Source organism: Cytobacillus spartinae (genome assembly GCF_042865285.1).
Lineage (GTDB): Bacteria > Bacillota > Bacilli > Bacillales > Cytobacillaceae > Robertmurraya_A > Robertmurraya_A spartinae.
Genome location: NZ_JBIACK010000001.1, coordinates 837,068 through 860,899, shown reverse-complemented (window position 1 = coordinate 860,899; position 23,832 = coordinate 837,068). Strand labels below are relative to the sequence as shown.

The window sequence follows — 23,832 nt, the reverse complement described above, 5'->3', positions numbered from 1 at the left end:
TTACATTCACCAATTGTTCATGAATTGAAAAAAGAGATTTGGGTATTTATGGGTTAAAATAGAGAGGTGAGGGGGAGAATACAATGGGTAATTGGGTGTTTGATAAAATATCAGAACATCATAGCGACGTTTATGATCATCAAAAGTTAGTTGGTACCGTAGAATTAGGCATCAGGTACTATCATACGGATGAAAATAAGAAAGGTCTTTTTAATAAAAGGAAAAAACTGTACATCAAACAAGTAGATACTATTTTTAGAGATGTTGATCACACGGTTGAAGTGAAATCTTCTTGTCACCTCAATCAATCTACCTTAATGTACGATGTTTTTAAGAGAACATTTACCTATACAAAAGACGGAAAAAAACATGAATTTGAAATGATCTATCATAACCAGGCTGATCTGGCACGGTATTATTATAGCTTTGAATTTAATTCTGATACATACTATGTTTTTTTCGACAACCGCTATTTTAATCTAGAGTTGTTTAAAAACAAGGACTTTGTTGGAAAGTGGGAACAAACAAAGAAAACACAATTCACTTATGAAGTAGAAACATTTTACGAAGAACATAAGTGGTTGTGGTTTTCCATATTTAGTCATTTATATTCTCATTTTCCTCGCGCTAGCAGTAATTATTTTATTATTCCGGATACCGATTAATCATTTTGGCTCAACTTTTCAGCTAAAAAAATGATGTAGATTCTGTGTCAACTGTAAGGCAATATAACCGAAACGGAAAAGACAATGGTATAATGAAAAAGTAATTAGGAAGAGTAGAGGCAAGGAGTGAAGACTAGATGAAGCTTAAGACATTAGCCGTTACTTTACTAGCTACTGTTGTGTTAGGAGCTTGTAGCAGTGATAGTACGAATGAAGCAAACTCTCCAAAAGAAACAGAAACAGCATCAGTAAATCTTAAAGAATTGGTGCATGAATATAGTGTGGGGAACTTAGATGAAGGTTCTGCATCCATTACATCTCATGAACTAATTTTGGCTGACAGCGATGGGAAAAAGACCGTTCACGATCTATCAAATGAGGATTTCTTTGTTTCCATTGCACCATATGTAAATGAAACCCATCCCTGAACGAATCATAGCTTGACAGGTTGTCAAGGTGAACTAGTGGAAAAAGAGTTTCATGTGTATATGGAAGATCAAGATGGCAATGTCGTCGTTGATGAGACCGTTAAATCCCTTCAAAACGGATTTATGGATTTTTGGTTACCACGTGATAAAACATATAAAACCAAAATTGAGTATGACGGAAAAGTAGTAGAGTCAGAAATCTCAACTTTTAAAAACGATCCTACGTGCATTACAACAATGCAGTTAATGTAGCAAACAAATAGGAGTAGTGTGGAACTAGGAAACTAGGTTTGCACTACTTTTTTATTTTCATCAACTAATGATCATTTAAACGTCATACTTTTTCGGCATAAAATAAACCATAATCCCTACACATGTAAAGGTAAAGATGCGGTCATCGATTGCCGGGAATTGAGAGATTAATACATACCAAATAACGAAGGTTAAAACAATGACGGTTAAGCCAGTAGGTAAGCTACCAAATCGTCGAATGAGACGTTTTCGAACTTTGAATAGGGGTTCCACTACAAATTCTAATAAGCACATAACCATAAATGGGATGATAATAAACATGTTCAATCCCTCCTAATTAAGTATTCCACTTGAAGTAAATTTCATATTAGAGTGCAATTTTAAAAATTAATCCACCCAAACTTAGTTACATTATAATCTTGTAATGAACTGTACCACATTGTCATTTATTCCATATGAATTTTAAAAATAAATAAATATGGAATATAAAAAGAACATCATTGCATAAATTATGATTAAGATTCAGACTATTCAAACAATATCCGTAGTAAAGGTTTTCTCTTCACAATAATACCACACCAATACATGTAACCGATTACAATAACCTAGGAGTTAAATCACTCCAAAACCAATTGTTTATATTTTTGTAACCGCTTACAACTAAATGGTAATTACGAAAAAAAGGGGAGGGTTTATGCCGACTATAAAAGATGTAGCACAAAAAGCAGGAGTTTCCGTAGCAACCATTTCAAGGGTATTAAATAACAATCCTCATGTAAGAGAAGAAACACGAATTAAAATTTTGGAGGTAATGCGTGAACTAAATTATACACCAAACTCAATTGCTAGGACTTTATCTAATCAAAAGTCGAATACTATTGCTCTACTTATCCCCGATATAAATAATCCTTTTTTTTATGAACTATCGAGCTATATTGAACAAAGTGCGTATGAAAAAGGTTACAGCGTACTCTTGTATCACACTCATGGAAAAAAGAAGGACTCCATAAAACAATTTCTTAAGACTTTGTACAGTAGTTATATTGATGGAATAATTATTGCTTCAAATTTGGATAAAGAAAGTGAAAAGTTAATTATACGAAAAAAATTACCGGTTATTGCAATCGACAGAGCAGTAACAGCGAAGAACATTCCCACAATTGGTGTACAAAATTATAATGGAGCAAAACTTGCTTTAGATCACCTTATCAATATGGGAAGAAAAAGTATAGGATTTATTTCTGGACCTAGACAATGGAGTACCACTAATGGAAGATATAGAGCTTATAAAGATGTAATGGGAAAGCTTAATATGGAGGTAAATGTAGTATACGGTGACCTTTCTGTTAACGGTGGTATGGAAGCAATATATGAACTGACAAAAAATAACTACAATATTGATGCAATATTTGCAGCTAATGATTTAATGGCTATTGGGGCAATAAAAGCTTTAATAAAACAAAAAATAAAAATTCCAGAAGAAATAGCTGTTGTGGGCTTTGATGGTATTAGTCTATCAAGAATAACTGAACCTGAACTAACTACAATAGCTCAACCAATAGACAGGATAGGGTATCTCGCTATTAAGAGGCTAGTTGATTTTATTGAAAGAGGTGTAGAAATACCTATCATACAAGAGGATTTACCAATGGAACTAATTATAAGAAATTCAACAAGAATTGAGGGACATTAATGTATGGGAAAAGTACTTGTGATTGGAAGCCTCAATATGGATATTGTACAAGAGGTTACAAGGCACCCGAAGATTGGTGAAACCGTAAGAAGTCAGAGTACACAATTTATTCCAGGTGGAAAAGGTGCCAATCAAGCGATTGCTACGGCAAAGACGGGTTCAAACGTGTTAATGATAGGAGTTATTGGGAGAGATTCTTTTGGTCATCGTATTAAAGAAAACTTATTAAAAGCAAAAGTAAATACAGATTACTTAATTGAACATGAAGGTCAAACTGGAATGGCAACGATATTGGTCAATAGAAATGGGAACAACACCATTGTGCTTGATCCAGGTGTGAATTTAAACCTAATCCCATCGGAAGTACACTTTGTTGAAAGTATACTAGATAACTATGAAGTTGTACTTCTCCAAAACGAAATTCCTTGGGAAACGAATCAACACGTTTTAAAACTAGCACTAAAGTTAAATAAGAAAGTCTTCCTAAATCTTGCACCAGGAATGAAAGTAAAAACAGAGGATTTAAAGAATATTTCATTACTAAATCTAAATGAGACAGAAACTGAGATATTAACTGGTATTGAGATTAAGACAATTACTGAGTGTGAAGAAGCACTAAAGGAACTAATTAGAATTGGACTTTCAGAAGTTATTATTACTCTTGGGGAAAAGGGATCTGCATACTTAAATAAGGAAGGGAAATTTATTATTACCCCGGCTTTTAGGGTTGATGTAGTAGATACAACAGCTGCGGGAGATACTTTTATTGGCTCTTTTACTTCAGCACGCCTAAAAGGTTTAAATATTCATGAGTGTCTGGAATTTGCAACTGCTGCTTCTGCACTATGTGTGAGTAGAAAAGGTGCTCAACAGTCTATTCCAGATTTAAAAGAAGTTGAGGAGTTTTTAAATAAACATAAGACTATTAATAGGGGGAATTTATGAGAAAAGTAATAATAGATGTTGATACTGGTATTGATGATTCCCTGGCGATATTGCTAGCTTTAGAGTCGCCAGAAATTGATATAGTAGGATTTACAACAGTTAGCGGGAATGTTGAAGTAAACCAAGCTACTAGAAATACATTAAAAACAGTTCAGATGACTGGGAAATCTGTACCTGTCTATAAAGGTTGCAACCTTCCTCTAGTTAAGTCTTATATTGACGCAACAGATACTCACGGTGCCGATGGACTTGGTGAGACATTTTACGAACTTCTAAAATATGAACCCGAAGAACAATATGCGGTGGATTTTATTCTTCAAACAATTAAGGAAAACCCCGATGAAATTACTTTAATTGCTCTTGGTCCTTTAACGAATATTGCCATGGCTATTCAAAAAGATATTAAAACTCTTAGTTTAGTTAAGCAAATAATACTAATGGGTGGCGCTGCAAGATACCATGGAAATTGTTCTCCGGTAGCAGAGTATAATTTCTGGGTTGACCCACATGCTGCTGAAATTGTTTTTAAGTCTGGACTAGATATAACGATGGTTGGCCTTGATGTAACTCATAAGATAGTGTTATCACCTAACATTAGAGAAATTATAAAACAATTTAAAACTCCTTTGTCTCAGTTTATATATGATATTACTCAATTCTATGTTGATTTTCATTGGAAACAAGAACGTACAATTGGTTGTGTAATCAACGATCCACTTGTAATCGCCTATCTAATTAGACCAGATATAATCAGCTTTAATTACGGAAAAGTATTAATTGAAACGGAAGGAATTGCTGTGGGGCAATCAGTTGTGGACTTTAGTAAGAAAGAAACAAACACAAAGATAGTTATGGATGTAGATGTTAAAGAGTTCTTTAATATCTTTCTTAAGAGACTTTTTCCAAATAACTTGGAAGAGATAAGTATATTATTAGAAAAAGAGTTTAAGAGGGGGTGAAACCTTGAAAAAAGTCATTATAGATTCAGATTTCGGCATTGATGATGCTGTAGCTGTACTTTTGGCGCTAGAAAGTAAAGACTTTGAAGTACTGGGTATCACTACAGTTTATGGAAATGTAGACATTAAACAAGCAACTAATAATGCATATTTTCTTTTAGAGCAATGGAATTATAACATCCCCATTTTTAGGGGTGAAGAAATGCCTCTTGAAAAGGACCTTTACATCTCTACAGAAACCCATGGTAAAAATGGTTTAGGAAATATTATTGTAAATAAAGATTATGAGCCTGCAGACCAAAAAGATGCTTGGGAGTTTATTATAGAAATGGTTGAAAGGTATCCTGAGGAAATTACGGTCATCACATTGGGGCCATTAACTAATATAGCTAGCGCTATCTTAAAAAATCCAACCGCTATGATAAAGGTTAGAGAAATTGTTTCTATGGGTGGCGGAATCCTTAAAGGAAACATGAGTCCAGTGGCAGAGTTCAATATATGGTGTGATCCTGAAGCAGCTAAAATCGTGTATGATGCTGAAATCCCTATTAAAATGGTGGGATTAGATGTTACACATAGAGTAATTTTAACACCAAATCATATCGAATTTGTAAAATTGATAGGAGGTGAAAAAGGAGAATTTCTTGGCAAAATACTTGATTACTATACAAGTTATTATTGGAATCACGAAAGAATTTTGGGTTGTGTAATGCATGATCCACTTGCTGTTGCTATTGCAGCGAATCAAAGTTTAGCTAAGTATGTTCATAGCCATGTAGATATTTCCCTTAATGGAATAACAAGGGGAGAATGTGTTGTAGATCTTGTTGATGCTTGGTGTAACCAAAAAAATGCGGACGTTGCAGTGGATGTATTCCCAGAAGAGTTTTTTGATTACTTTTTTAGATCTCTTTTTAGAAATAATGTGAATCAGTATCTTGAGTATAAGGAGTTTCAACAAAAAATTAATAAAAGGGGATAGAATCATGAATAAAATTAAAGAAGATTTTACCTTGATGTCCTTATTACTTATGCCTGTCGCAATCGCAATAAATACAGTTGGAGGCCAGTTAGCTGCCGTGTTAAAGTTACCTGTATATTTAGATGCGATAGGTACGATTCTTATTGCTATGTTAGCAGGTCCTTGGGTCGGCGCTCTAACTGGGTTACTTAGTAACTCTATAAATGCAATATTTGATCCAGTGTTCTTACCATATGCCCTTGTATCAATTGTTATTGGTTTTGTAACTGGTGTATTATCTAAGAAGAGAATGATAAAAGGTGTATTTAAAGTAATAGTCTCTAGTGTAATTATTGCTATTGCTGCAACAATCGTAGCTGCACCAATTACAGCATACATGTTTGGTGGGGTTACCGGATCTGGAAGTACATTAATTACAGGTGTTTTCCTTGCGGCAGGTCAAGACTTGCTTAGAGCCGTTGTAACAACACAACTAATTACTGATACATTAGATAAACTAATTTCAGTTGTTATGTGTTATTTTATTATAAAAAGTATGTCTACTCGTTATTTAACTAAGTTTAAATTAGGACCAATATACTCAAAAGAATAGGGAGGAATTATGGGTAATCATCTAATACTTCAAAATGATATTAATCCAATTTCTAAACTATTTATTGTACTGGTCTTAATTGTATCTATATTTATTATTCCCAGTTACATTTTCTCCCTTAGTATTTTTATTGTTCTACTCTTTCTATCACTTCTTTTCAAAGTTTTTAAGTCATTTATTTCAACTATTTCTAAAACTCTATTAATCTTAATCTCTATGATGTTTGTTATGCAAGCATTGTTTTACCCAGGAGAAATAATCTTAATGAAACTATGGATATTCTCAATTAAACAAGAAGGGATTATACATGCCCTAAATCTTTCTTCTAAACTCTTGGTAATTGGCGGAGCTATATTGCTATTTTTCAAACTAATTGAAGTACGAGAGTTACTTGCATCACTTGAGTCGGTTGGTTTAAGCCCAAAGTTATCGTATGTAATCCTATCAACCCTACAAATTATTCCCCAAATGCAAAAAAAAGCAAATATCATACTAGACACCCAAAGGGCTAGAGGTGTTGAAACCGAAGGCGGAATCTTTATTCGCTCAAAAGCTTTTATACCCACAATCGCACCTTTGATTCTTGGCTCCATAATTTCCATCGAGGAACGGGCACTGACTTTAGAAGCTAGAGCATTCTCTTCACCAGTAAAGAAAACAAGATTAATAGAAGTTAAAAAAACTAGCATAGATAAACTCACTAGAGTACTTGCCTTTATTTTCTTGATATCGGTTTTTATATGGAGGATTTTTCTATGAGTAAGATTAGAGTAGAAAACCTATCATTTAAATATCTTTCATCTAAAAAATGGGCACTGGATACCTTGTCATTTGAAATTGATAAAGGGGAATTAATTGCTATTATTGGGGCTAATGGTTCAGGAAAGACTAGCCTTTGTAATGCAATAAGAGGTTTTATCCCCCACTTCTATAAAGGTGTTTATAGTGGTGACGTTTATATTAATGGTGAAAATATACTCAATAATAGTTTAGGAAAACTTGCACTGGATGTAGGATACGTATTTCAAAATCCATTTACCCAAATGAGTGGGGTTGGTGAAACAGTTTATCAGGAATTATGTTTCGGACTCGAAAACATAGGATTATCCAAAAATAAAATTCACTCAAGAATAGAGGAGATTGTAGAACTTACAAAGATAAATAAACTTATTAATAAAAATCCTTTTGAATTATCTGGAGGACAACAACAAAGGGTGGCCCTAGCTTCAATCTTAGTCATGAATCCAGATATATTAATAATCGACGAGCCCACTTCACAACTAGACCCTCAGAGTAGCGAGGAAATTTTTAAAATAATATATGAACTAAAACAGCAAGGCAAAACAATAATTTTAGTAGAACATAAAATGGAACATATTGCAGAGTACGCAGATCGTGTATTCCTACTAAATGAAGGAAGAATAGTTCTTACTGGATCCATTGACCAAATATTCAGTAATCCTTCCTTAGGTAATTATAATGTAAGTACATCTCAATATGCATACTTTTTCCAAGCTTTAAAGGAAAGAGGAAAAAATATTCCTTATATACCAGTAAACGAAGAAGATTCAACAAGGCTATTAACAAGTTTGTTATTAAAATCTGAGGAGGGTTTGTAGTGTCTATAATTGATATAAGAAATCTTAGCTATGCATACAGTAATGGAACCAAAGCACTTGATAATATAACACTTCAAATATCCAATTCGGAGTCTGTAGCCATAATTGGACAAAATGGAGCGGGAAAGACGACTTTGGTTAAGCTAATAAAGGGATTAATGAAACCTTTGAATGGAGATGTAATAGTAGATCTATTTAACACTAAAAACTACACTACTGCACAGATGGCTAAATTTGTAGGGTACGTTTTTCAAAACCCTGATGACCAAATATTTCATAATGACGTCTATAGTGAGATTACTTTTGGCCCAAGGAAAATAAAAATGAAAGAAAAGGATATTAGTGAAAATGTAAAGTGGGCTGCGGAGCTTTGTAATCTTGAAAATTACCTTAAAGAAAATCCATTTGACTTACCATTATCAATAAGGAAATTTGTTACTATAGCATCAGTTATATCTATGAGACCAAAAATTATAATATTAGATGAACCAACAGCTGGTCAAGATAAAATTGGCATAGAAACTCTCTCGAAAATTATCAAAATTCTTTCTGACAAAGGTCATACTATTATCACCATCTCTCACGATATGGAATTTGTGGCTGAGAATTTTAAAAGAACCATTGTAATGGCAAATAAAAAAATTGTTGCTGACAATAAAACCAATGAAATATTTTGGAATGAAGGAGTTTTAGCAGAAGCTATGCTTAAGCCACCACATGTATTGAAGTTGGTAAAAGAATGTGGAATTCATAATAAGAATTTATTGAGATTTGAAGAGATTATTGATTACTTTTGTGAAAAAATTAAATAGCATTATGATTTACATCTTAAATGACATACTAATCATAGGGAAAGAAGGCATTTAGAATATGTATCTAAATGTCTCTTTCTCTTCTTCATTACTATTTATTAATTACTACTAAAAAACAAGTTTAAACATGTTAAGTTTGTCCCAACCTCAGCATACACATATACTACTCCATATTTTTATCATCGATATGGAAGAAAAGAATTGGAGTAGATTGAGATGCTTGTAGGATTGCTCGTTATTTTTGTTTTAGTGTTGGCGTTGCCGTTAATGGTCAGAAGGATAGAAGAGAATCTAGAAATCTTTTTGTTTGCTATGGGCGTTTTGGCGGCTACGATAAGTGGCGTACTTAGTCAGTCATTGTTTTTAAAAGGGGCCATTGATCCTATTAAGATTACCGTAGCGGTTTTGGTTGCAGGATTGTTATTTAGGTGGCTACATACCCCGATAGAAAAAACGATCAAGCGCATTATGAGGCTGATTCCTTTCCGAGTATTTATCGGTGTATGTGTGATTCTGCTAGGGGCTATTTCCAGTTTAATCACAGCGATTATCGCGGCACTTGTATTAGTGGTGGTCGTATCGGCGCTTCGATTAGAGCGAAAAGAAATGGTTCGATTTGTCGTATTAGCCTGTTTTTCAATCGGTTTAGGGGCGTCTCTGACACCAATTGGTGAACCACTATCCACCATTGCCATCAGTAAATTAAGCGAGGATTTCTTCTTTTTAATCCGTTTGATTGGTGCTGAAGTCTTTATTGCTCTAATTGTATTAGGATTGCTATCCGCCATTCTTGTAAATCCACCGATAAAAAATTATGGATCCTTTAAGAAATCGACAGATAGTGAAAGTTACGAAGAGATTTTCGTTCGTGCGTTAAAAATTTACTTCTTTGTCATGGGGCTTACGTTTTTAGGGTCAGGTTTTGAACCCCTTATCAAACAGTATTTCTTAGAACTGAATCCGTCCGTACTTTATTGGATCAACATGATCTCAGCTATCCTGGATAATGCGACGTTAACAGCCGCAGAAGTAAGCCCGAATATGAGCCACGACACCATTCGTGCCATTTTACTAGGCTTGCTTATTAGTGGAGGAATGCTCATTCCAGGGAATATCCCGAATATTATTGCAGCAGGGAAACTACAAATCACGAGCAAAGAATGGGCAAAGGTCGGTGTTCCAATGGGATTGGCTGCTATGACTATCATCTACTTTGGGGTTGCTTTATTTAGATAAGAAGGGGGACAGTTCCTCAACACGTTAAAATTTTACCGTGGTGGGGGACTGTCCCTTACAATTTGGACACCCTATGTTATAGTTATGTTATTACTTCTAGGCTCTTACAAAAACATAATTTGAGGTGAACGATTTGTACAGGTTAATGGCAATTGATATAGATGGTACGCTGTTCAATGATCAAAAGCAGATCACGAAGGAAGTTAACGAAGCGATTCAAGCAGCTAAAGCGAAAGGCGTAAAAGTAGTAATTTGTACGGGACGGCCAATCGGTGGAGTCCAATCTATACTTGAAGAATTAAACTTAAAAGGTGAAGATCAATATGTCGTTACCTATAATGGTGCGCTCGTTCAAAATACATATACGAAGCAAGCGGTTGCGGAGCAATCCTTAGCGTATAAAGACTTACAAGTACTCTATAAATTAAGTTTAGAAATAAATTCGCCAATGCATTTTTTTGACACGACGACCATTTATACACCGAACAAAGACATAAATCGGTACACGATTCATGAATCCTTTGTAAACCAGGTTCCACTTAAGTATAGAACCATTGAGGAGGTCTCAAAAGACATCCTCATCCCAAAAGTGATGTTTGCTGATGAACCTGAACGTCTAAATGAAATCATAGCCGCTATACCAGCTTCATTTAAAGAAGATTATGCTATGGTTAAAAGTGCACCCTTCTTTTTAGAAATTCTGCACCCAAGTGTTAGCAAAGGAAATGCGATCAAGCAACTTGCGGAAGTATTATCGATTAGTAGGGAAGAGGTAATCTGCATAGGTGACGGTGAAAATGACTTAAGTATGATTGAGTATGCTGGGTGTGGGGTTGCGATGGGAAATGCAGAACAAAGCGTAAAAGATGTAGCAGATTTTCATACACGTTCTAATAATGAACATGGAGTAGCTTATGCCATTGAAAACCTGATATTGAACTAGTAAATGAAAGAAGGGTGACCGTCTGTGGTGACCCCAAAAGTTAGATTTTACTTTAACTTTCGGGGTACATGCAGTCGAGGCACCCTTTTATTATAAAAAAGTATAAAATCATCCATTACCATCACTAGATTTAAATAAATTATAGAAGACCTTTTTGTTATTCGATTGACCTAAAAAAAACCATCGATAATATATACGTGATAAGTAATAGGTAGACCAAATCGTAATGAAGCTCCAATACCAAGCCCAATTATTGTACTTGATCAGTTTCGTATATTTTACAGCAATTATTTCAAAAAAAGTAATGACGGAAGTGTGGAACAAGTAATACATGATTTTTATTATATTGTTCCTTTTTTCCGGATAATGCACATTAAATAAAGAGCATAGTGCTGGGTAAACAAAATACTCAAAGGTGAAGCTTGCTTTATTGGACCTTTTAAAGAACGTTCGGAAAGGATACGTAATAAGTTTCTTTTCCACAACGACTAACCCAAAAAGCCACGTGACAACTTGCTTAAATAAAAAAGAAACATGGGCTTCACGAATCTTATTTCGAGGAATAAATTTAACTAATAAAATACTGGCTATAATCCAAGCAGCTATTTCTATATTTTTTTCTAATTGATTTCTCATTGATGTTCACCTCATAAAGGTATTTTGCGAATTCAACTAGATAATATGTGTGGAACTCTATTATATAAATCGAAACTGTTTATTCGGTAGATATCTGAAAAATAAAAAAGGATAGACGAAGCAGTTTGTACTGTTCCATCTATCCTTTATTTAAGTTAATCCTATAATTCCTTCCCATTCGTCGCAATCACGTTTTTGTACCAGAAGAACGACTTCTTCTTTTTACGCTCAAGCGTACCGCTTCCATCGTCATGCTTGTCTACATAAATGAAGCCATAACGCTTCGACATTTCACCTGTTGATGCACTTACTAGGTCGATACAGCCCCAAGGCGTGTAACCCATTAGGTCGACACCATCTTCAATGGCTTCACCCATTGCTTCAATGTGATCACGTAGATAGTTAATACGGTAATCATCATTGATGCTGCCATCTTCTTCAACCTTATCGTAAGCACCTAGTCCATTTTCAACAATAAATAGAGGTACACGGTAACGGTCATATAACTGATTTAAAGCAATTCGTAGTCCGGTTGGGTCAATTTCCCAGCCCCAGTCACTTGCTTTTAAGAATGGATTCTTCACGCCATTGAAGATGTTTCCATTTGCTTTCTCTTCTTCTGTTAATTCTTTCTTTTCTGTGCGAGACATATAGTAACTGAAAGATATGAAATCTACTGGATATTGTTTAATGATTTCTAAATCGCCTTGCTGCATATCGAGCTTGATGCCGTTTTCTTTAAAATAGCGTTTTGTGAAAGCAGGGTACTCCCCACGTACTTGTACGTCACCACAGATATAGTTGAAAATTTGCTCTTCTTTCATCGCGTGTAACACATTTGCCGGATTACAATCATATGCGTAAACCGGAGCGTAAATTAACATACAGCCAATTTGAGCATCTGGAATGATCTCGTGGCATGCCTTTACAGCTAAGCTGCTAGCAACAAATTGGTGGTGCAGGCCTTGGAAGCTTTCCTGTAGGCGATCCTCTTCAGTTGCTGGAGAGAAACCAAGACCAAAGATTGGCATATGTGTTGCTCCGTTAATTTCATTGAATGTTAACCAGTATTTTACTTTCTTTTTATAGCGATTGAATAAAGTTGTTGCATAACGCTCGAATAACCCAATCACTTCACGGTTTCTCCAACCACCATATTCTTTAATTAAATATAATGGCATTTCGTAGTGAGAAATTGTGACAAGTGGTTCAATTCCATGCTTTAAGCACTCATCGAATACGCGGTCGTAGAATGCAAGACCTTCTTCGTTTGGCTCAAGCTCGTCCCCATTAGGGAAAATACGTGACCAAGCAATAGATAAACGGAATGTCTTAAAGCCCATTTCGGCAAATAGAGCGATATCTTCAGCATAACGGTGATAAAAGTCGATGCCGTCATGGTTTGGATACGTATATTTTTCTTTATCGATCTCAAAGTTAAAGCCCGGAGTCGTGATTAATTTAAAACGGATTTTTCCACCAGGCATCACATCAGCAAGGTTCATGCCTTTGCCACCCTCAAGATAAGCACCTTCTAATTGGTTGGCAGCAGTTGCACCGCCCCATAAAAATCCTTCAGGAAATTGATAAGTAGATTTAGTCACACAGAATTCCTCCCAATTTGTTTTATGACTACGCTTTCACTGTACTATAAGACTCTTTTCGTAAAAATTACTGCTATTAAAGTATTTTGAACGGCTTATAACCAGATGATGCTTCTTTCTTTATTTTAAAAGAAAAGATGCCACGAAGCAGCACAGATTTCATGTTTAAAACCATATACGAATAGCAACAATCAGTAAGAAGAACAGCCATAAATAAACAAAAAAACCTAAACCACGCAAGAAAGACAGAGAGGTCCCCTTGTACTCGTGATTTAGGTTTTGCCTGCTTAACCAGTAACAACCCTAAAAAGGTGTTTGTTTATTTGCGATAACTATATCATCAAATCTTATTCCATTCAAGAAGTTTTGGGCAGATGACATAAAAAAGTCAGAATTTAAAAAATAGATCATGAAAATATAGCTAAAAACCACGACCCCCAAAATCTCTTCTGCAAAATAAATATAAGAAATTTATCGTCAATTTCAATGAAAAACTATATTTAGCGATTCACATTCAGAGAGTGGTTAATCGCTAATCGCCCTACCTGCATAATTGCAAATGAACAAGGAAAAAATCTTACTATCACCTTTGAAAGGGGTAGAAAGAATGAGTGTGTATGAGAATTTCCCTGTTGCAAATTTAGAGGAAAGTCAGCTGGCAAAAATTACTCAACTAGAAAAAGAACTACGAAGAGAAACAAACGAAAACATCGTCTTGATTGCCTATGATGAGAAGGATGAATGAAAAGGTGTAGAGGGGGATATGGACCTGAAATTTAGAAGTCCAAACCCGCTCTTTTTCTATTAAAAGGGATAAAAAACAAATTTTGGAATGAAGAGACAACTGAATAGTCATTATTATATAATGAGGTTTGAGAGACATCTCAAATAATTGGTAGGAGGTGAACAATAAAATGGAAGTATTACTAAAGCAAATTATTGGTGAATTGCAAGAGTTAAGAACTGGTCAGAAAGGTATGGAGTCTGATATTAAAGAATTAAAAATTGGCCAGGATATTTTAATGAACGGTCAAAAGAAGATGGAGAGTGATATTACTGCATTAAAAGTTGGTCAGAAGACGATGGGAGAAGATATTATAGAGTTAAAAACTGGCCAAAAAAATCTAGAATTGGGTCAAGCGAAGCTAGAAAATAATTTAATAAAAAGCATAGAAACATATACCGAAAAGATTATTGAACATATTGATCTTAAAATGGAAGTGTTGAATAAAAGAACTTTCAACGTCGAAACGGAAATCGAAAGACTTAGTAAGAAGTAGGGAAGCGAACATTTCGGATTAATACTTCCCTCATAACCTCAAGTAATTTACTTCATCATTTTTTCTTCAGTATAAACATATTTACATCCAGTGCTTAAACTTTATACCCCTAGATTTGCCCTAAACCATGCTCGTATTCGAAGAGTAGGTTATTTATTTCTTATGAAAAATCCCCTAAAGGTAGGAAGGGGTCTTACCCGATCTACGATTAGGGGACTATTTTACAATATGTAAGAAAGTTAGCTAGCACTACTCTCTTTTCTCTCAATTTTTCCAAGTCGGTAAGCCACCCAGTAGCCTAAGATCATACAAACGATACTTACAACCATTAAAGGCACATTATTCGGAATACCAGGGAAGATGACAAATATCGAACCTACGACAAATCCAGTGACAATGGCATAGGTAGCCGTCCGGTAATGAAGAAATAGATAGCGAATCAACTTGCTTGTTAGCAGCAATCCAATGACGATCCCCATTCCTACCGTGATAATAATGGGAATGTTAAAGGTCTTAATTGCATCAATAATCGTTACATAGACTCCGAGTAATAACAGAATCATCGAGCCGCTAATTCCAGGCAGAATCATCGCGGAGCTTGCTAACCAGCCTGCAAAAAATAAGAAAATATAGTTGCCAATAGCTAAGTCAGTCATGACCGTTCCTTGGTCATCTCCAACGAGGCCTGTACACGCAACTGCGATAGCCGCGATGACAAGGAGTATATAATGCGTACCGTTATACGTCTTTTTATAATCAGCTTCAACCAGTAAAATCGGAATAATCGCTAGGATTAGACCTAGGAAAAAGAAAAAGGTTGGCTGCGGATAAACTTCGAGTAACCAGCTTAGAAGGTGACTCAACGTCAGGATGGACACTCCTACACCAATACCGACAGGAATCAAGAAAATCACATGCTTTTTCCATTCCCTCGTTAGTACACCATTAATTGCAGCGATTAGCCTCTCGTAAATCCCAACTAGTAAAGCAATTGTACCGCCACTTACACCTGGGACAACATCACTTGCACCGATCATCATCCCTTTAAAAATATTCTTCCACTCAAACACAAACTCAATCCTTTCAGTTCAAAACTCAATCCTTTATAGATTACCATAAAAGCTACAAAAATCATCAACAATCTTCCTCTAAGGAGGGGGCGTAAGGATAGAACATGGGAAAAAATCTATCAAATACCAATAAATGTATTGTTGAAACTTTTATAAACGTTTATGATTGAACTAATTATTTCTAGGGGGATGAGCCATTGCGTACGGTGAATAGTGAACTTAATGAGGTGTATAAAACAACGATAAAAGGAGATTAACATGACAACAATTCGTTATAATCTATTTCACGGTGAAAAAGTAAAGCTTTCAGTGGTACGGGAAGAAGACGCTGAAGTGATGGTTAAGTGGGGAGAAGATTCAGAGTATCTAAGAAATGTGGATACAGAATTTGCTTATCCAAAGACAAAGGAAGAGTATGCTGAAGAGGGGAAATCTGGCTCCAGCAGTGTATATTTCCGGTTAAGAACGATAGAAGACGACCGTTTAGTTGGCTTTGTTGCCATTCATGGGATTGAATGGAATAACCGTGCTGCCAATATTGCGATTGGGATCGGAGAAGCTTCAGATCGCAATAAAGGGTACGGGACAGATGCATTGAAATTAATCCTTCGTTATGCGTTCCATGAATTAAATTTAGACCGAGTGGGCCTAGATGTAATCGATTATAATAAGCGCGGAATTAAAGCATATGAAAATGTCGGTTTCCAGCTAGAAGGTAAAAAAAGATCGATGGTTTATCGCGATGGTCAGAGATATGATGTAATTTTGATGAGCATCTTACGAGATGAGTGGGAAGAGATTTATAGTAAATAGTTTGTGAGTATCAGGTCAACGCTTAAGAAATGTAGCGTTGGCTTTTTTTGTACGATAAATCAACTAAAAGGATTATAATTGTAGGTAGTATACATACAGGAAGTGATTCTATGAACATTCAAAATATACTAGTTACCGGTCGAATTTTTAAAGAAATTGAAAAAATGATGGAGTCCAATACACTAAACAAATCCTTCAAATTCATCGCTCAAGAGAGGGTGACGCAAGAGGATTTGGATTGGGCAGACGCCTATGTGTCTTTCGCCCCTATAAAAGACTTGGACGATCGAAATATAAAGTGGGTTCATTCCCTAGGAGCGGGAGTCGATTCCTTCTTATTAAATAGAGAATGGAACGCGGGTGTTCTCCTCACTAGAACCGTCTGTTCCTTTGGAGAAAAAATAAGCGAATATTGCTTGAGTTACATCTTACGAGATATTCAACTACATGATGTGTTTGAAAAAGACCAATTAGAAAAAGTTTGGGCTCCCAAAACACCAAAGCTTCTAAAAGACCAAAAAGTCTTAGTATTTGGTACAGGCGAAATCGGCTTAGAAATCGCCAAAAAGTTTAATCTATTAGGAATACAGGTCTTTGGGGTATCCATGACTGGTACACAAAAAGAACCGTTCCAACAGGTATATAAGACAGAGGAAATTCATCAGGTTACATTTGACGCCAACTATGTCATCAATACCTTACCGCTAACGGATCAAACGTATCATCTATTTAACCAGTCGTTATTTCAACGGTTCAATCAAGTTACGTTTATCAATTGTGGGCGAGGAGGTTCCGTCGATGATGGTGCTTTAATAGAAGCACTTAATCAGGGTCATGTCCGTCAAGCTGTGTTGGACGTATTTTCAGTCGAACCATTACCCGAAGACCACGCTTTCTGGTGTAGGAAGGATATAAAAATCACTCCTCATATCTCCGCGATTACATCTCCAGAAGATGCAGTAGCGTGTTTTCTAGAAACGATGGAAAATATTGAAAACAACTCTCCACTCTCGAACAAGGTGGACACTTCTAAGGGATATTAAATGGTTCATGGCTATCCATCTAGTTTGGATAGTCATTTTTACAAAAGTATTGATTTAAATCGGGGCTACAAACTGAACGTTGAGGTAAAGTTGACATAAACCCATAATGGAGGATACAGAATGGACTACATAAGAGATTTAGAGCAAGCCATGTCAAAAGACAGAGTCACAACAAACGAGACCATTATTGAAGAGCATAGCTTTGATGAATCACACCATACACCCTCACGACCGACCGTTGTGGTGTTCCCTGAACACAGCGAGGAAGTTCGTAAAATTGTCCAGATTGCTAGTCAATATGAAGTACCAGTGATTCCCTACGGGGCAGGATCAAGCTTAGAAGGTCAAGTCATCCCATGCGATGGTGGCATCACAGTTGATTTTTCTCTGATGAATAAAATCCTCGAAGTCCGCGAACAAGATTTGTTAGTAAAAGTAGAGCCAGGGGTAACGAGATTACAGTTAAATAAAGAGTTAAAGAAATATGGGTTATTCTTTACTGTAGATCCAGGCGCAGATGCAACCTTAGGTGGAATGGCAGCAACGAATGCGAGTGGAACGACATCTGTTAAATACGGAATTATGCGTGACCAAGTAAGAGATTTGGAAGTCGTATTAGCGGATGGATCCATCATTCATACTGGTAATCTAGCAGAAAAATCTTCATCTGGGTTCCATTTGAATTCATTCTTTGTTGGTTCTGAAGGCACTCTTGGATTATTTACAGAGCTAACGCTAAAAGTACATGGCATTCCCGAACACAAAGTAGCAGCTAGGGCTGTTTTTCCATCCATCGAACAGGCTGTAAGTGCAGTTGTATCCATCTTACATGCCGGGATTCCGATTGCCCGATGTGAACTAGTAGACGAAAGTTCAGTCAAGCATGTCAACCAATATAGTGATACGAATTACATGGAAGCACCCACTCTATTCCTTGAATTTCATGGCAATCAATCTGGCTTACAAGAAGATGTGGAATTTACAAAAGAATTGGTTAAGGAGCAAGGATGTCAGGAGATTATTTTTGAAACGGACTCCAAAGCGGCCCACCAATTGTGGGAGAGTCGTCACAATCTAGCATACGCATTTATTCACAGCTATCCAGGGAAAAAGATGATCTTAACCGATGTCAGTCTACCAATCTCGGAATTAACAGGGGCGATTCTGTATGCTCAAGAAGAAATGAAGGACATGGATATGGTTGGAGCAATTCTAGGCCATGTTGGAGATGGTAATTTTCATACGATCTTGATGATTGATAAAGAAAATAAGGAAGAAGTAGAAAAAGCTGACCTTTATAATGAAAAGCTCGTCAAATATGCTCTCGCTAGAGGAGGAACCTGTACCGGAGAACATGGGGTAGGAATAGGGAAAAAGAAATATCAGAGACTTGAATTTGGCTTGGCGTATGATTTGATGGTGAAAATGAAGCAGACGCTTGACCCTAAATGTATTTTAAATCCTGGGAAGATTGTGGATCGGTATTAAGTAATTATCTACCAAACGATTATATGAATAATCTCAATTCGAAAAGGTTATCGCAAACAATTTACCGTTTGGATAATCTTTTCTTTTAGGTGTTTGCAAAAAGAAAAAAATACTGAATGTAAAGCGAAAAAAGTGACCAATTTATGACAAAATAATGTATAGTAAATTCGAAGTATCGTTTTGGAGGAAAAGAGAATGTCGCAACACAGTGATGATCAAGAGCTTGTCTTTTTAGAAGACGAGGATGAAATATATTTTGCAGATGATGATGTCGAGATAGAAGACCAAACCAGTGATAAGTGGAAAATCCTCATTGTTATGATGAGGAAGAGGTCCATGAAGTTACAAAGATGGTATTAAATGATGTAACGTTTGATGGAAAGGGACTCAGTTTCGTTCATGCATATTCAGCGAAGGAAGCTAAGCGGCTATTAACCGAGCATGGTGATATCGCAGTCGTATTGTTAGATGTGGTCATGGAGACGGATGACGCGGGGCTCCAAGTAGTTGAGTATATCCGAAAAAGTTTGAAAAATCCGATTATGAGAATCATTCTAAGAACAGGTCAACCTGGACAAGCACCAGAAAAACAAGTGATTGTAGATTATGATATTAACGATTATAAGGAAAAGACGGAGCTTACCTCTCAAAAGCTATTCACCACGCTAGTCACATCCCTTCGCTCGTATCGTGATTTGAGCATCATTGAAAATAGTAAAAAGGGTCTAGAGGACATCATTGTGGCCTCTTCTACGATTCTTAAAATTCAATCACTAAGGAAATTCGCTTCTGGCGTTCTCACTCAGCTCACATCGATTCTAGGCTTGGAAGGAAACGCCTTACACTGTCATGGGTTGGCTCTAACAAAGGAAAATGAGTCCATTCAAATTCTTGCAGGAATCGGCGAATTTGCTAATCATGAAAAAATGGATGTTGTTTCGGAAGAAATCTTGAACAAAATCAGGACTTCCTTTTACGAGAAAAGTAGCCTATTTGAGGATGATTCCTTTTTTATCTATTTCCAAAGTCAGTTTGGTTCAGAGTATGTGATCTATTTTAAAGGGAAGAACAAATTATCGGAATGGGATCGATATTTAATCGAGATCTATGGTGCGAATGTTTCAATTGCCTTTGAAAATTTATATTTAAACAAGGAAGTTGAACTATCGCAAAGAGAAGTGATTTTTACGTTAGGGGAAATTGCGGAAACTCGCTCAAAAGAAACCGGCTATCATGTAAAGCGAGTCGCGGAGTATTCCAAACTACTAGCGATGATTAGTGGAATACCAGAGGAAGAGGCTGAGATGATCCGCTTAGCTAGTCCGATGCATGATGTGGGGAAAATTGCGATTAGCGATGATTTTTTAAACAAACCTGGGAAATTAACATATGAAGAATATGAAGTCATGAAAACACATGCCGTAATTGGCTATGATATGCTAAAGCATTCAAAGCGATCGATTATGAAGACGGCTGCGATTATTGCTCTTCAACATCATGAGAAATACAACGGACTTGGCTATCCTCATGGCCTAAAGGGTGAGGAGATTCATATTTATGGCCGAATTACCGCCATTGCTGATGTGTTTGATGCACTCGGAAGTGATCGTGTGTATAAAAAAGCATGGGAGATGGAGCGAATCCTCACACTCTTTAAGGAAGAGAGAGGCGAGCACTTTGATCCGCACCTAGTCGATCTGTTTCTAAAACATATTGATCAATTTATTGCCATTAAAGAAACCTATCAAGACGAGAAAGTCTTTTAAAAAATACCCCTTGGAACCATAGTGGATCCAAGGGGTATTTTAATGGGTACTATGAGCGGGAAGTGTCATGGTAAAACGAGTTCCATGCCCTGGCTCACTTTCGCATAGAATAGTGCCACTTAACGTCATCGTCACTAAGTTATGGACGATATGCATTCCAAGTCCAGAGCCACCATTTGCTCTGTTGGTTGTATAAAAAGGCTCAAAGATTTTTGCCGCTACTTCTTCTCTCATCCCTTTTCCATTGTCCTCATATACAAGCTTAATCTTCTCTTCACTCTCGGTAACATGGATCGTAATCGTCTGTTCACGTTCGACCGGAAAGGCATGAATGAGCGAATTCATGACGAGATTGGTGATGATCTGAAATAGGTAGGTAGGATTTGCTTCCAATTTTAGTTCTGGATCACAGTCAATGTCTACTTTTACGCCAGATTGCTTCAGATTCGCAGACAAGGTCATAATGGTCTCATCTAAATACTCTTTTATAGAAAATACGCGAACGTCATCAAAGGACTGATCCACTGATACTTGTTTAAAGCTCTTGATTAACTTAGATGCACGGTGAAGATTCTTTTCTATTAATATCGTAGATTCTTCAGCCTGCTGTAAAAATGTATCCAAGTCCTTCCGTTTCATCTGGTTTTCACTATAAAGCTGTTTAATATCTTTTACTTTTTCGGATAAGTGAGACGTACCTGTTAAGCTTATTCCAAGTGGAGTATTAATTTCGTGAGCCACACCAGTTACAAGGCCAGCGAGTGAGTGAAGCTTTTCAACCTTTGTCTTTTCTTCAAGAATTTCTTGTTGGCTCCGTTCAATCTCTTTTTGTAAACCTTTAGTGAAACGAATATGTCCAAGGTTCATCAGAGTAATAACCCATATGTACGTTAACGTAAAAATAAGATCGAACGAACCTCTAAAACTTTCAAATACACTATCTTTATATTCCATAGATACATATAGAGTAAGAATAGATTGAACAATGCATGAAAAGATAACGGGGCGATAGTCCTCGTACAAGCGAACAATCACCAATACAAAAAAGACAACGAAGTACGAAGTGATATGTGGATCACCAATGATTAAGAAATAAGACAAGACGGATAGGAAAATAATCGATAAATACATCGTCAGACGAACCGCTATTTTCTTCCTAATAAGAAACGATAAAATAAGACCTAAAGGAATTCCCACTAATATTAACGCCGACACATACTGAAATTCACCGGTAAAACTCCACGTAATGACCATTGCCAGAAGCAAGCATAGCCAAGATATCTTAATAAAAAACTTATTTTTTTTATGAAGGAGCTCAATATCTTCCAAAAAGAAAACACCTCACTAGTAGATTCTCCTAATTTTAGCATATTTTTGTTAAGGGAATAGTAGTTTTCGTTGTAAGTGAAATTGAAGGTAACGAGATAAGTAATCAAATTTTAGAAGGAATATGAGAGTGTGGAAAAGAATGGATAACAATAGAAAAGTAGAACGGAGTGACACGATGTTAAACAATCAATTAACTCAACTTTTAAAGATAGAATATCCAATTATCCAAGCTCCGATGGCGGGTGGAATCACCACATCAAACCTAGTTTCAGCTGTCTCCAACGCAGGCGGTCTAGGAATGATAGGGGCGGGGTATATGACTCCAGCACAAATAAGGGAACAAATTAGAGAAATCAAAGGAATAACAACAAAGCCATTCGGGATCAATTTATTTGTGCCAAATGAATTTGAGGTCAATGAAAGCGAAATTAAAGCGGCAAACGAGAAGCTACAACCTATTCAAGAGCTATTGAAAGTTGAACCAGTTGCTATATCCGAAATCCCAACATATGAAGAAGTTTTTAATACCTTTAAGAAACAGATTAAGATTGTCATAGAGGAAAGGGTGCCCATTTGTTCGTTTACGTTTGGAATTCCATCGAGGGAAGTAATTGCTGAATTAAAAGAGCACCAAATCATTTTAATAGGAACAGCAACAACGGTGAAAGAAGCAATAGTTATAGAAAAAGCAGGCATGGACCTAGTCGTTGTTCAAGGGAGCGAGGCTGGTGGCCATCGAGGAAACTTTATCAACGAACACCAGGAAAGCCTAATCGGATTAATGTCTCTTATTCCACAGGTAGTTGACCACGTAAGCATTCCTGTCATTTCTGCAGGAGGAATTATGGATGGAAGAGGGTTGATGGCATCCCTTTGCTTAGGAGCCAAAGGAGTTCAAATGGGGACTGCCTTCCTAACATGTGTAGAAAGCGGGGCTCATGAGGTACATAAAAAGGCTATATTAAATGCTAGTGAAGATCAAACGGTCTTAACTCTTGCATTTTCCGGAAAATATGCGAGAGGGTTGAAAAACAAGTTTATTCAAGACATGCAAAAACAAGAGAACGAGTTGCCAGATTTTCCAGTTCAGAATAAGTTGACTCAGAAGATAAGAGGGGCTGCTGCTAAACAAAATAATACAGATTACATGTCGCTTTGGGCTGGGCAGAGCGTGAGAATGGCAGAAGCACAGACGGTTGAGAGGTTATTAGAGAAGCTGATAAATGAAGCTGAAAGATTATACAACGATTAAGTCAAATAATACCCAGCAGAGAATTAATAATCTAGTCATTAAAGGAGCAATTTAATTGAATACAAGTCCATCACAGATACTAATCCTTCTACTATTTGTAGGGGGTCCCTTATTATATCCTTTGTTCACAAGAAAATGGAAATGGTTTGTCACTTCATTAATAGGTTACGTCTTATATATATTGTGGGGAGTTATGCTGCATTCTACGGCTGATATAAGTGAGTATGGTACGGGATATGGGTTGTTGGTTGTGCCGTATATATTGGTAGTAACAGTTGTAGGGGTGATTGTGCAGAGGAATGATTAATATAAGATAGTTTCTATAACTTTAAGTGTTATCGAAGAATTTTAAACTGGAGAAGAATTTTAAAGGGATGTAATCTTATTAATTATTGGTTTTACCATAAGAGTTATTAATTTTAAAT

At 36.3% G+C, this 23,832-nt stretch carries 26 protein-coding genes; 21 read left to right on the top strand and 5 right to left on the bottom strand.

Annotated elements, in window-relative coordinates; genetic code table 11:
• The first annotated feature begins 83 nt into the window (after positions 1–83).
• Both ACFYKX_RS04395 and ACFYKX_RS04390 read left to right on the top strand, forming a co-directional pair.
• Positions 84–665 (top strand): hypothetical protein, encoded by a 582-nt coding sequence (locus tag ACFYKX_RS04395; RefSeq protein WP_389358409.1) that lies wholly within the window; start codon positions 84–86, stop codon positions 663–665.
• A 137-nt stretch (positions 666–802) separates the two neighbouring features.
• Entirely contained in the window at positions 803–1,345 is a 543-nt protein-coding gene (locus tag ACFYKX_RS04390) for a CueP family metal-binding protein (RefSeq protein WP_389358407.1), read from the top strand.
• Between the two features lie 75 nt (positions 1,346–1,420).
• Here ACFYKX_RS04390 and ACFYKX_RS04385 read toward each other — a convergent pair whose 3' ends face one another.
• Entirely contained in the window at positions 1,421–1,666 is a 246-nt protein-coding gene (locus ACFYKX_RS04385) for a hypothetical protein (RefSeq protein ID WP_389358406.1), read from the bottom strand.
• Between the two features lie 373 nt (positions 1,667–2,039).
• Here ACFYKX_RS04385 and ACFYKX_RS04380 point away from each other — a divergent pair, with 373 nt between their 5' ends.
• From ACFYKX_RS04380 to yidA, 10 genes are all read left to right on the top strand, one after another.
• Complete coding sequence (locus ACFYKX_RS04380) at positions 2,040–3,038, top strand: LacI family DNA-binding transcriptional regulator (RefSeq protein ID WP_389358404.1); 999 nt, start codon at positions 2,040–2,042, stop codon at positions 3,036–3,038.
• A 3-nt stretch (positions 3,039–3,041) separates the two neighbouring features.
• A complete protein-coding gene (gene rbsK / locus ACFYKX_RS04375; protein WP_389358402.1) occupies positions 3,042–3,983 on the top strand; it encodes a ribokinase in 942 nt (313 codons plus the stop codon).
• Positions 3,980–4,942, top strand: a complete 963-nt coding sequence (locus tag ACFYKX_RS04370; RefSeq protein ID WP_389358400.1) for a nucleoside hydrolase — start codon at positions 3,980–3,982, stop codon at positions 4,940–4,942. The genes rbsK and ACFYKX_RS04370 overlap by 4 nt, the downstream gene beginning before the upstream one ends.
• A 4-nt stretch (positions 4,943–4,946) precedes the next feature.
• On the top strand, positions 4,947–5,924 hold the full coding sequence (locus tag ACFYKX_RS04365; protein WP_389358398.1) for a nucleoside hydrolase: 978 nt from the start codon (positions 4,947–4,949) through the stop codon (positions 5,922–5,924).
• A 34-nt stretch (positions 5,925–5,958) separates the two neighbouring features.
• Positions 5,959–6,516 (top strand): ECF transporter S component, encoded by a 558-nt coding sequence (locus ACFYKX_RS04360; protein WP_389359045.1) that lies wholly within the window; start codon positions 5,959–5,961, stop codon positions 6,514–6,516.
• A 9-nt stretch (positions 6,517–6,525) separates the two neighbouring features.
• Positions 6,526–7,275, top strand: coding sequence for an energy-coupling factor transporter transmembrane component T (locus tag ACFYKX_RS04355; protein WP_389358396.1), 750 nt, complete (start codon positions 6,526–6,528; stop codon positions 7,273–7,275).
• Positions 7,272–8,135 carry an energy-coupling factor ABC transporter ATP-binding protein gene (locus ACFYKX_RS04350; RefSeq protein WP_389358394.1) on the top strand — a complete coding sequence of 288 codons (864 nt, stop codon included), beginning with the start codon at positions 7,272–7,274 and terminating at the stop codon, positions 8,133–8,135. The genes ACFYKX_RS04355 and ACFYKX_RS04350 overlap by 4 nt, the downstream gene beginning before the upstream one ends.
• Positions 8,135–8,947, top strand: coding sequence for an energy-coupling factor ABC transporter ATP-binding protein (locus tag ACFYKX_RS04345; RefSeq protein WP_389358392.1), 813 nt, complete (start codon positions 8,135–8,137; stop codon positions 8,945–8,947). The genes ACFYKX_RS04350 and ACFYKX_RS04345 overlap by 1 nt, the downstream gene beginning before the upstream one ends.
• Positions 8,948–9,163: 216 nt before the next feature.
• Positions 9,164–10,183 (top strand): DUF1646 family protein, encoded by a 1,020-nt coding sequence (locus tag ACFYKX_RS04340; protein ID WP_389358390.1) that lies wholly within the window; start codon positions 9,164–9,166, stop codon positions 10,181–10,183.
• A gap of 133 nt (positions 10,184–10,316) precedes the next feature.
• On the top strand, positions 10,317–11,126 hold the full coding sequence (gene yidA / locus ACFYKX_RS04335; protein ID WP_389358388.1) for a sugar-phosphatase: 810 nt from the start codon (positions 10,317–10,319) through the stop codon (positions 11,124–11,126).
• Positions 11,127–11,234: 108 nt separating this feature from the next.
• Here yidA and ACFYKX_RS04330 read toward each other — a convergent pair whose 3' ends face one another.
• Both ACFYKX_RS04330 and ACFYKX_RS04325 read right to left on the bottom strand, forming a co-directional pair.
• Complete coding sequence (locus tag ACFYKX_RS04330) at positions 11,235–11,762, bottom strand: CBO0543 family protein (protein WP_389358386.1); 528 nt, start codon at positions 11,760–11,762, stop codon at positions 11,235–11,237.
• 161 nt (positions 11,763–11,923) lie between these two features.
• Entirely contained in the window at positions 11,924–13,366 is a 1,443-nt protein-coding gene (locus ACFYKX_RS04325) for a glycoside hydrolase family 1 protein (RefSeq protein ID WP_389358384.1), read from the bottom strand.
• Between the two features lie 607 nt (positions 13,367–13,973).
• On the opposite strand from ACFYKX_RS04325, the gene ACFYKX_RS04320 reads away from it, so the two are divergent.
• Positions 13,974–14,111: a hypothetical protein gene (locus ACFYKX_RS04320; protein ID WP_389358382.1), complete on the top strand. Its 138-nt coding sequence runs from the start codon at positions 13,974–13,976 to the stop codon at positions 14,109–14,111.
• Positions 14,112–14,280: 169 nt separating this feature from the next.
• On the top strand, positions 14,281–14,646 hold the full coding sequence (locus ACFYKX_RS04315; protein WP_389358380.1) for a hypothetical protein: 366 nt from the start codon (positions 14,281–14,283) through the stop codon (positions 14,644–14,646).
• A 239-nt stretch (positions 14,647–14,885) separates the two neighbouring features.
• On the opposite strand, the gene ACFYKX_RS04310 is transcribed toward ACFYKX_RS04315, so the two are convergent.
• Positions 14,886–15,716, bottom strand: a complete 831-nt coding sequence (locus tag ACFYKX_RS04310; RefSeq protein WP_389358378.1) for a DUF368 domain-containing protein — start codon at positions 15,714–15,716, stop codon at positions 14,886–14,888.
• Positions 15,717–15,983: 267 nt separating this feature from the next.
• Between ACFYKX_RS04310 and ACFYKX_RS04305 the strand changes: the two genes are divergently transcribed.
• The 5 genes from ACFYKX_RS04305 to ACFYKX_RS04285 all read left to right on the top strand — a co-directional run bounded on the left by ACFYKX_RS04305 (position 15,984) and on the right by ACFYKX_RS04285 (position 20,826).
• On the top strand, positions 15,984–16,529 hold the full coding sequence (locus tag ACFYKX_RS04305; RefSeq protein ID WP_389359043.1) for a GNAT family N-acetyltransferase: 546 nt from the start codon (positions 15,984–15,986) through the stop codon (positions 16,527–16,529).
• Between the two features lie 110 nt (positions 16,530–16,639).
• A complete protein-coding gene (locus tag ACFYKX_RS04300; RefSeq protein WP_389358376.1) occupies positions 16,640–17,572 on the top strand; it encodes a D-2-hydroxyacid dehydrogenase in 933 nt (310 codons plus the stop codon).
• A 120-nt stretch (positions 17,573–17,692) separates the two neighbouring features.
• Positions 17,693–19,060 carry an FAD-binding oxidoreductase gene (locus tag ACFYKX_RS04295; protein WP_389358374.1) on the top strand — a complete coding sequence of 456 codons (1,368 nt, stop codon included), beginning with the start codon at positions 17,693–17,695 and terminating at the stop codon, positions 19,058–19,060.
• 195 nt (positions 19,061–19,255) lie between these two features.
• Positions 19,256–19,420, top strand: coding sequence for a hypothetical protein (locus tag ACFYKX_RS04290; RefSeq protein ID WP_389358372.1), 165 nt, complete (start codon positions 19,256–19,258; stop codon positions 19,418–19,420).
• The gene (locus ACFYKX_RS04285; RefSeq protein ID WP_389358370.1) at positions 19,411–20,826 is read left to right on the top strand and encodes a DUF3369 domain-containing protein; all 1,416 of its coding nucleotides are present in this window, start codon (positions 19,411–19,413) and stop codon (positions 20,824–20,826) included. The genes ACFYKX_RS04290 and ACFYKX_RS04285 overlap by 10 nt, the downstream gene beginning before the upstream one ends.
• A gap of 39 nt (positions 20,827–20,865) precedes the next feature.
• On the opposite strand, the gene ACFYKX_RS04280 is transcribed toward ACFYKX_RS04285, so the two are convergent.
• Positions 20,866–22,155, bottom strand: coding sequence for a sensor histidine kinase (locus tag ACFYKX_RS04280; RefSeq protein ID WP_389358368.1), 1,290 nt, complete (start codon positions 22,153–22,155; stop codon positions 20,866–20,868).
• A gap of 139 nt (positions 22,156–22,294) precedes the next feature.
• On the opposite strand from ACFYKX_RS04280, the gene ACFYKX_RS04275 reads away from it, so the two are divergent.
• Entirely contained in the window at positions 22,295–23,407 is a 1,113-nt protein-coding gene (locus ACFYKX_RS04275) for an NAD(P)H-dependent flavin oxidoreductase (protein WP_389359041.1), read from the top strand.
• Between the two features lie 55 nt (positions 23,408–23,462).
• Positions 23,463–23,714, top strand: a complete 252-nt coding sequence (locus ACFYKX_RS04270) for a hypothetical protein (protein WP_389358366.1) — start codon at positions 23,463–23,465, stop codon at positions 23,712–23,714.
• The last annotated feature ends 118 nt before the right edge of the window (positions 23,715–23,832 follow it).

Bases quoted from the DNA above. Each gene is read 5' to 3' on its own strand.
- ACFYKX_RS04395 (WP_389358409.1), top strand. From the start codon at position 84: ATGGGTAATTGGGTGTTTGATAAAATATCAGAACATCATAGCGACGTT.
- ACFYKX_RS04385 (WP_389358406.1), bottom strand. From the start codon at position 1,666: ATGTTTATTATCATCCCATTTATGGTTATGTGCTTATTAGAATTTGTA.
- ACFYKX_RS04380 (WP_389358404.1), top strand. From the start codon at position 2,040: ATGCCGACTATAAAAGATGTAGCACAAAAAGCAGGAGTTTCCGTAGCA.
- rbsK (WP_389358402.1), top strand. From the start codon at position 3,042: ATGGGAAAAGTACTTGTGATTGGAAGCCTCAATATGGATATTGTACAA.
- ACFYKX_RS04370 (WP_389358400.1), top strand. From the start codon at position 3,980: ATGAGAAAAGTAATAATAGATGTTGATACTGGTATTGATGATTCCCTG.
- ACFYKX_RS04360 (WP_389359045.1), top strand. From the start codon at position 5,959: ATGTCCTTATTACTTATGCCTGTCGCAATCGCAATAAATACAGTTGGA.
- ACFYKX_RS04355 (WP_389358396.1), top strand. From the start codon at position 6,526: ATGGGTAATCATCTAATACTTCAAAATGATATTAATCCAATTTCTAAA.
- ACFYKX_RS04350 (WP_389358394.1), top strand. From the start codon at position 7,272: ATGAGTAAGATTAGAGTAGAAAACCTATCATTTAAATATCTTTCATCT.
- ACFYKX_RS04340 (WP_389358390.1), top strand. From the start codon at position 9,164: ATGCTTGTAGGATTGCTCGTTATTTTTGTTTTAGTGTTGGCGTTGCCG.
- ACFYKX_RS04330 (WP_389358386.1), bottom strand. From the start codon at position 11,762: ATGAGAAATCAATTAGAAAAAAATATAGAAATAGCTGCTTGGATTATA.
- ACFYKX_RS04320 (WP_389358382.1), top strand. From the start codon at position 13,974: ATGAGTGTGTATGAGAATTTCCCTGTTGCAAATTTAGAGGAAAGTCAG.
- ACFYKX_RS04315 (WP_389358380.1), top strand. From the start codon at position 14,281: ATGGAAGTATTACTAAAGCAAATTATTGGTGAATTGCAAGAGTTAAGA.
- ACFYKX_RS04300 (WP_389358376.1), top strand. From the start codon at position 16,640: ATGAACATTCAAAATATACTAGTTACCGGTCGAATTTTTAAAGAAATT.
- ACFYKX_RS04295 (WP_389358374.1), top strand. From the start codon at position 17,693: ATGGACTACATAAGAGATTTAGAGCAAGCCATGTCAAAAGACAGAGTC.
- ACFYKX_RS04290 (WP_389358372.1), top strand. From the start codon at position 19,256: ATGTCGCAACACAGTGATGATCAAGAGCTTGTCTTTTTAGAAGACGAG.
- ACFYKX_RS04285 (WP_389358370.1), top strand. From the start codon at position 19,411: ATGGTATTAAATGATGTAACGTTTGATGGAAAGGGACTCAGTTTCGTT.
- ACFYKX_RS04275 (WP_389359041.1), top strand. From the start codon at position 22,295: ATGGATAACAATAGAAAAGTAGAACGGAGTGACACGATGTTAAACAAT.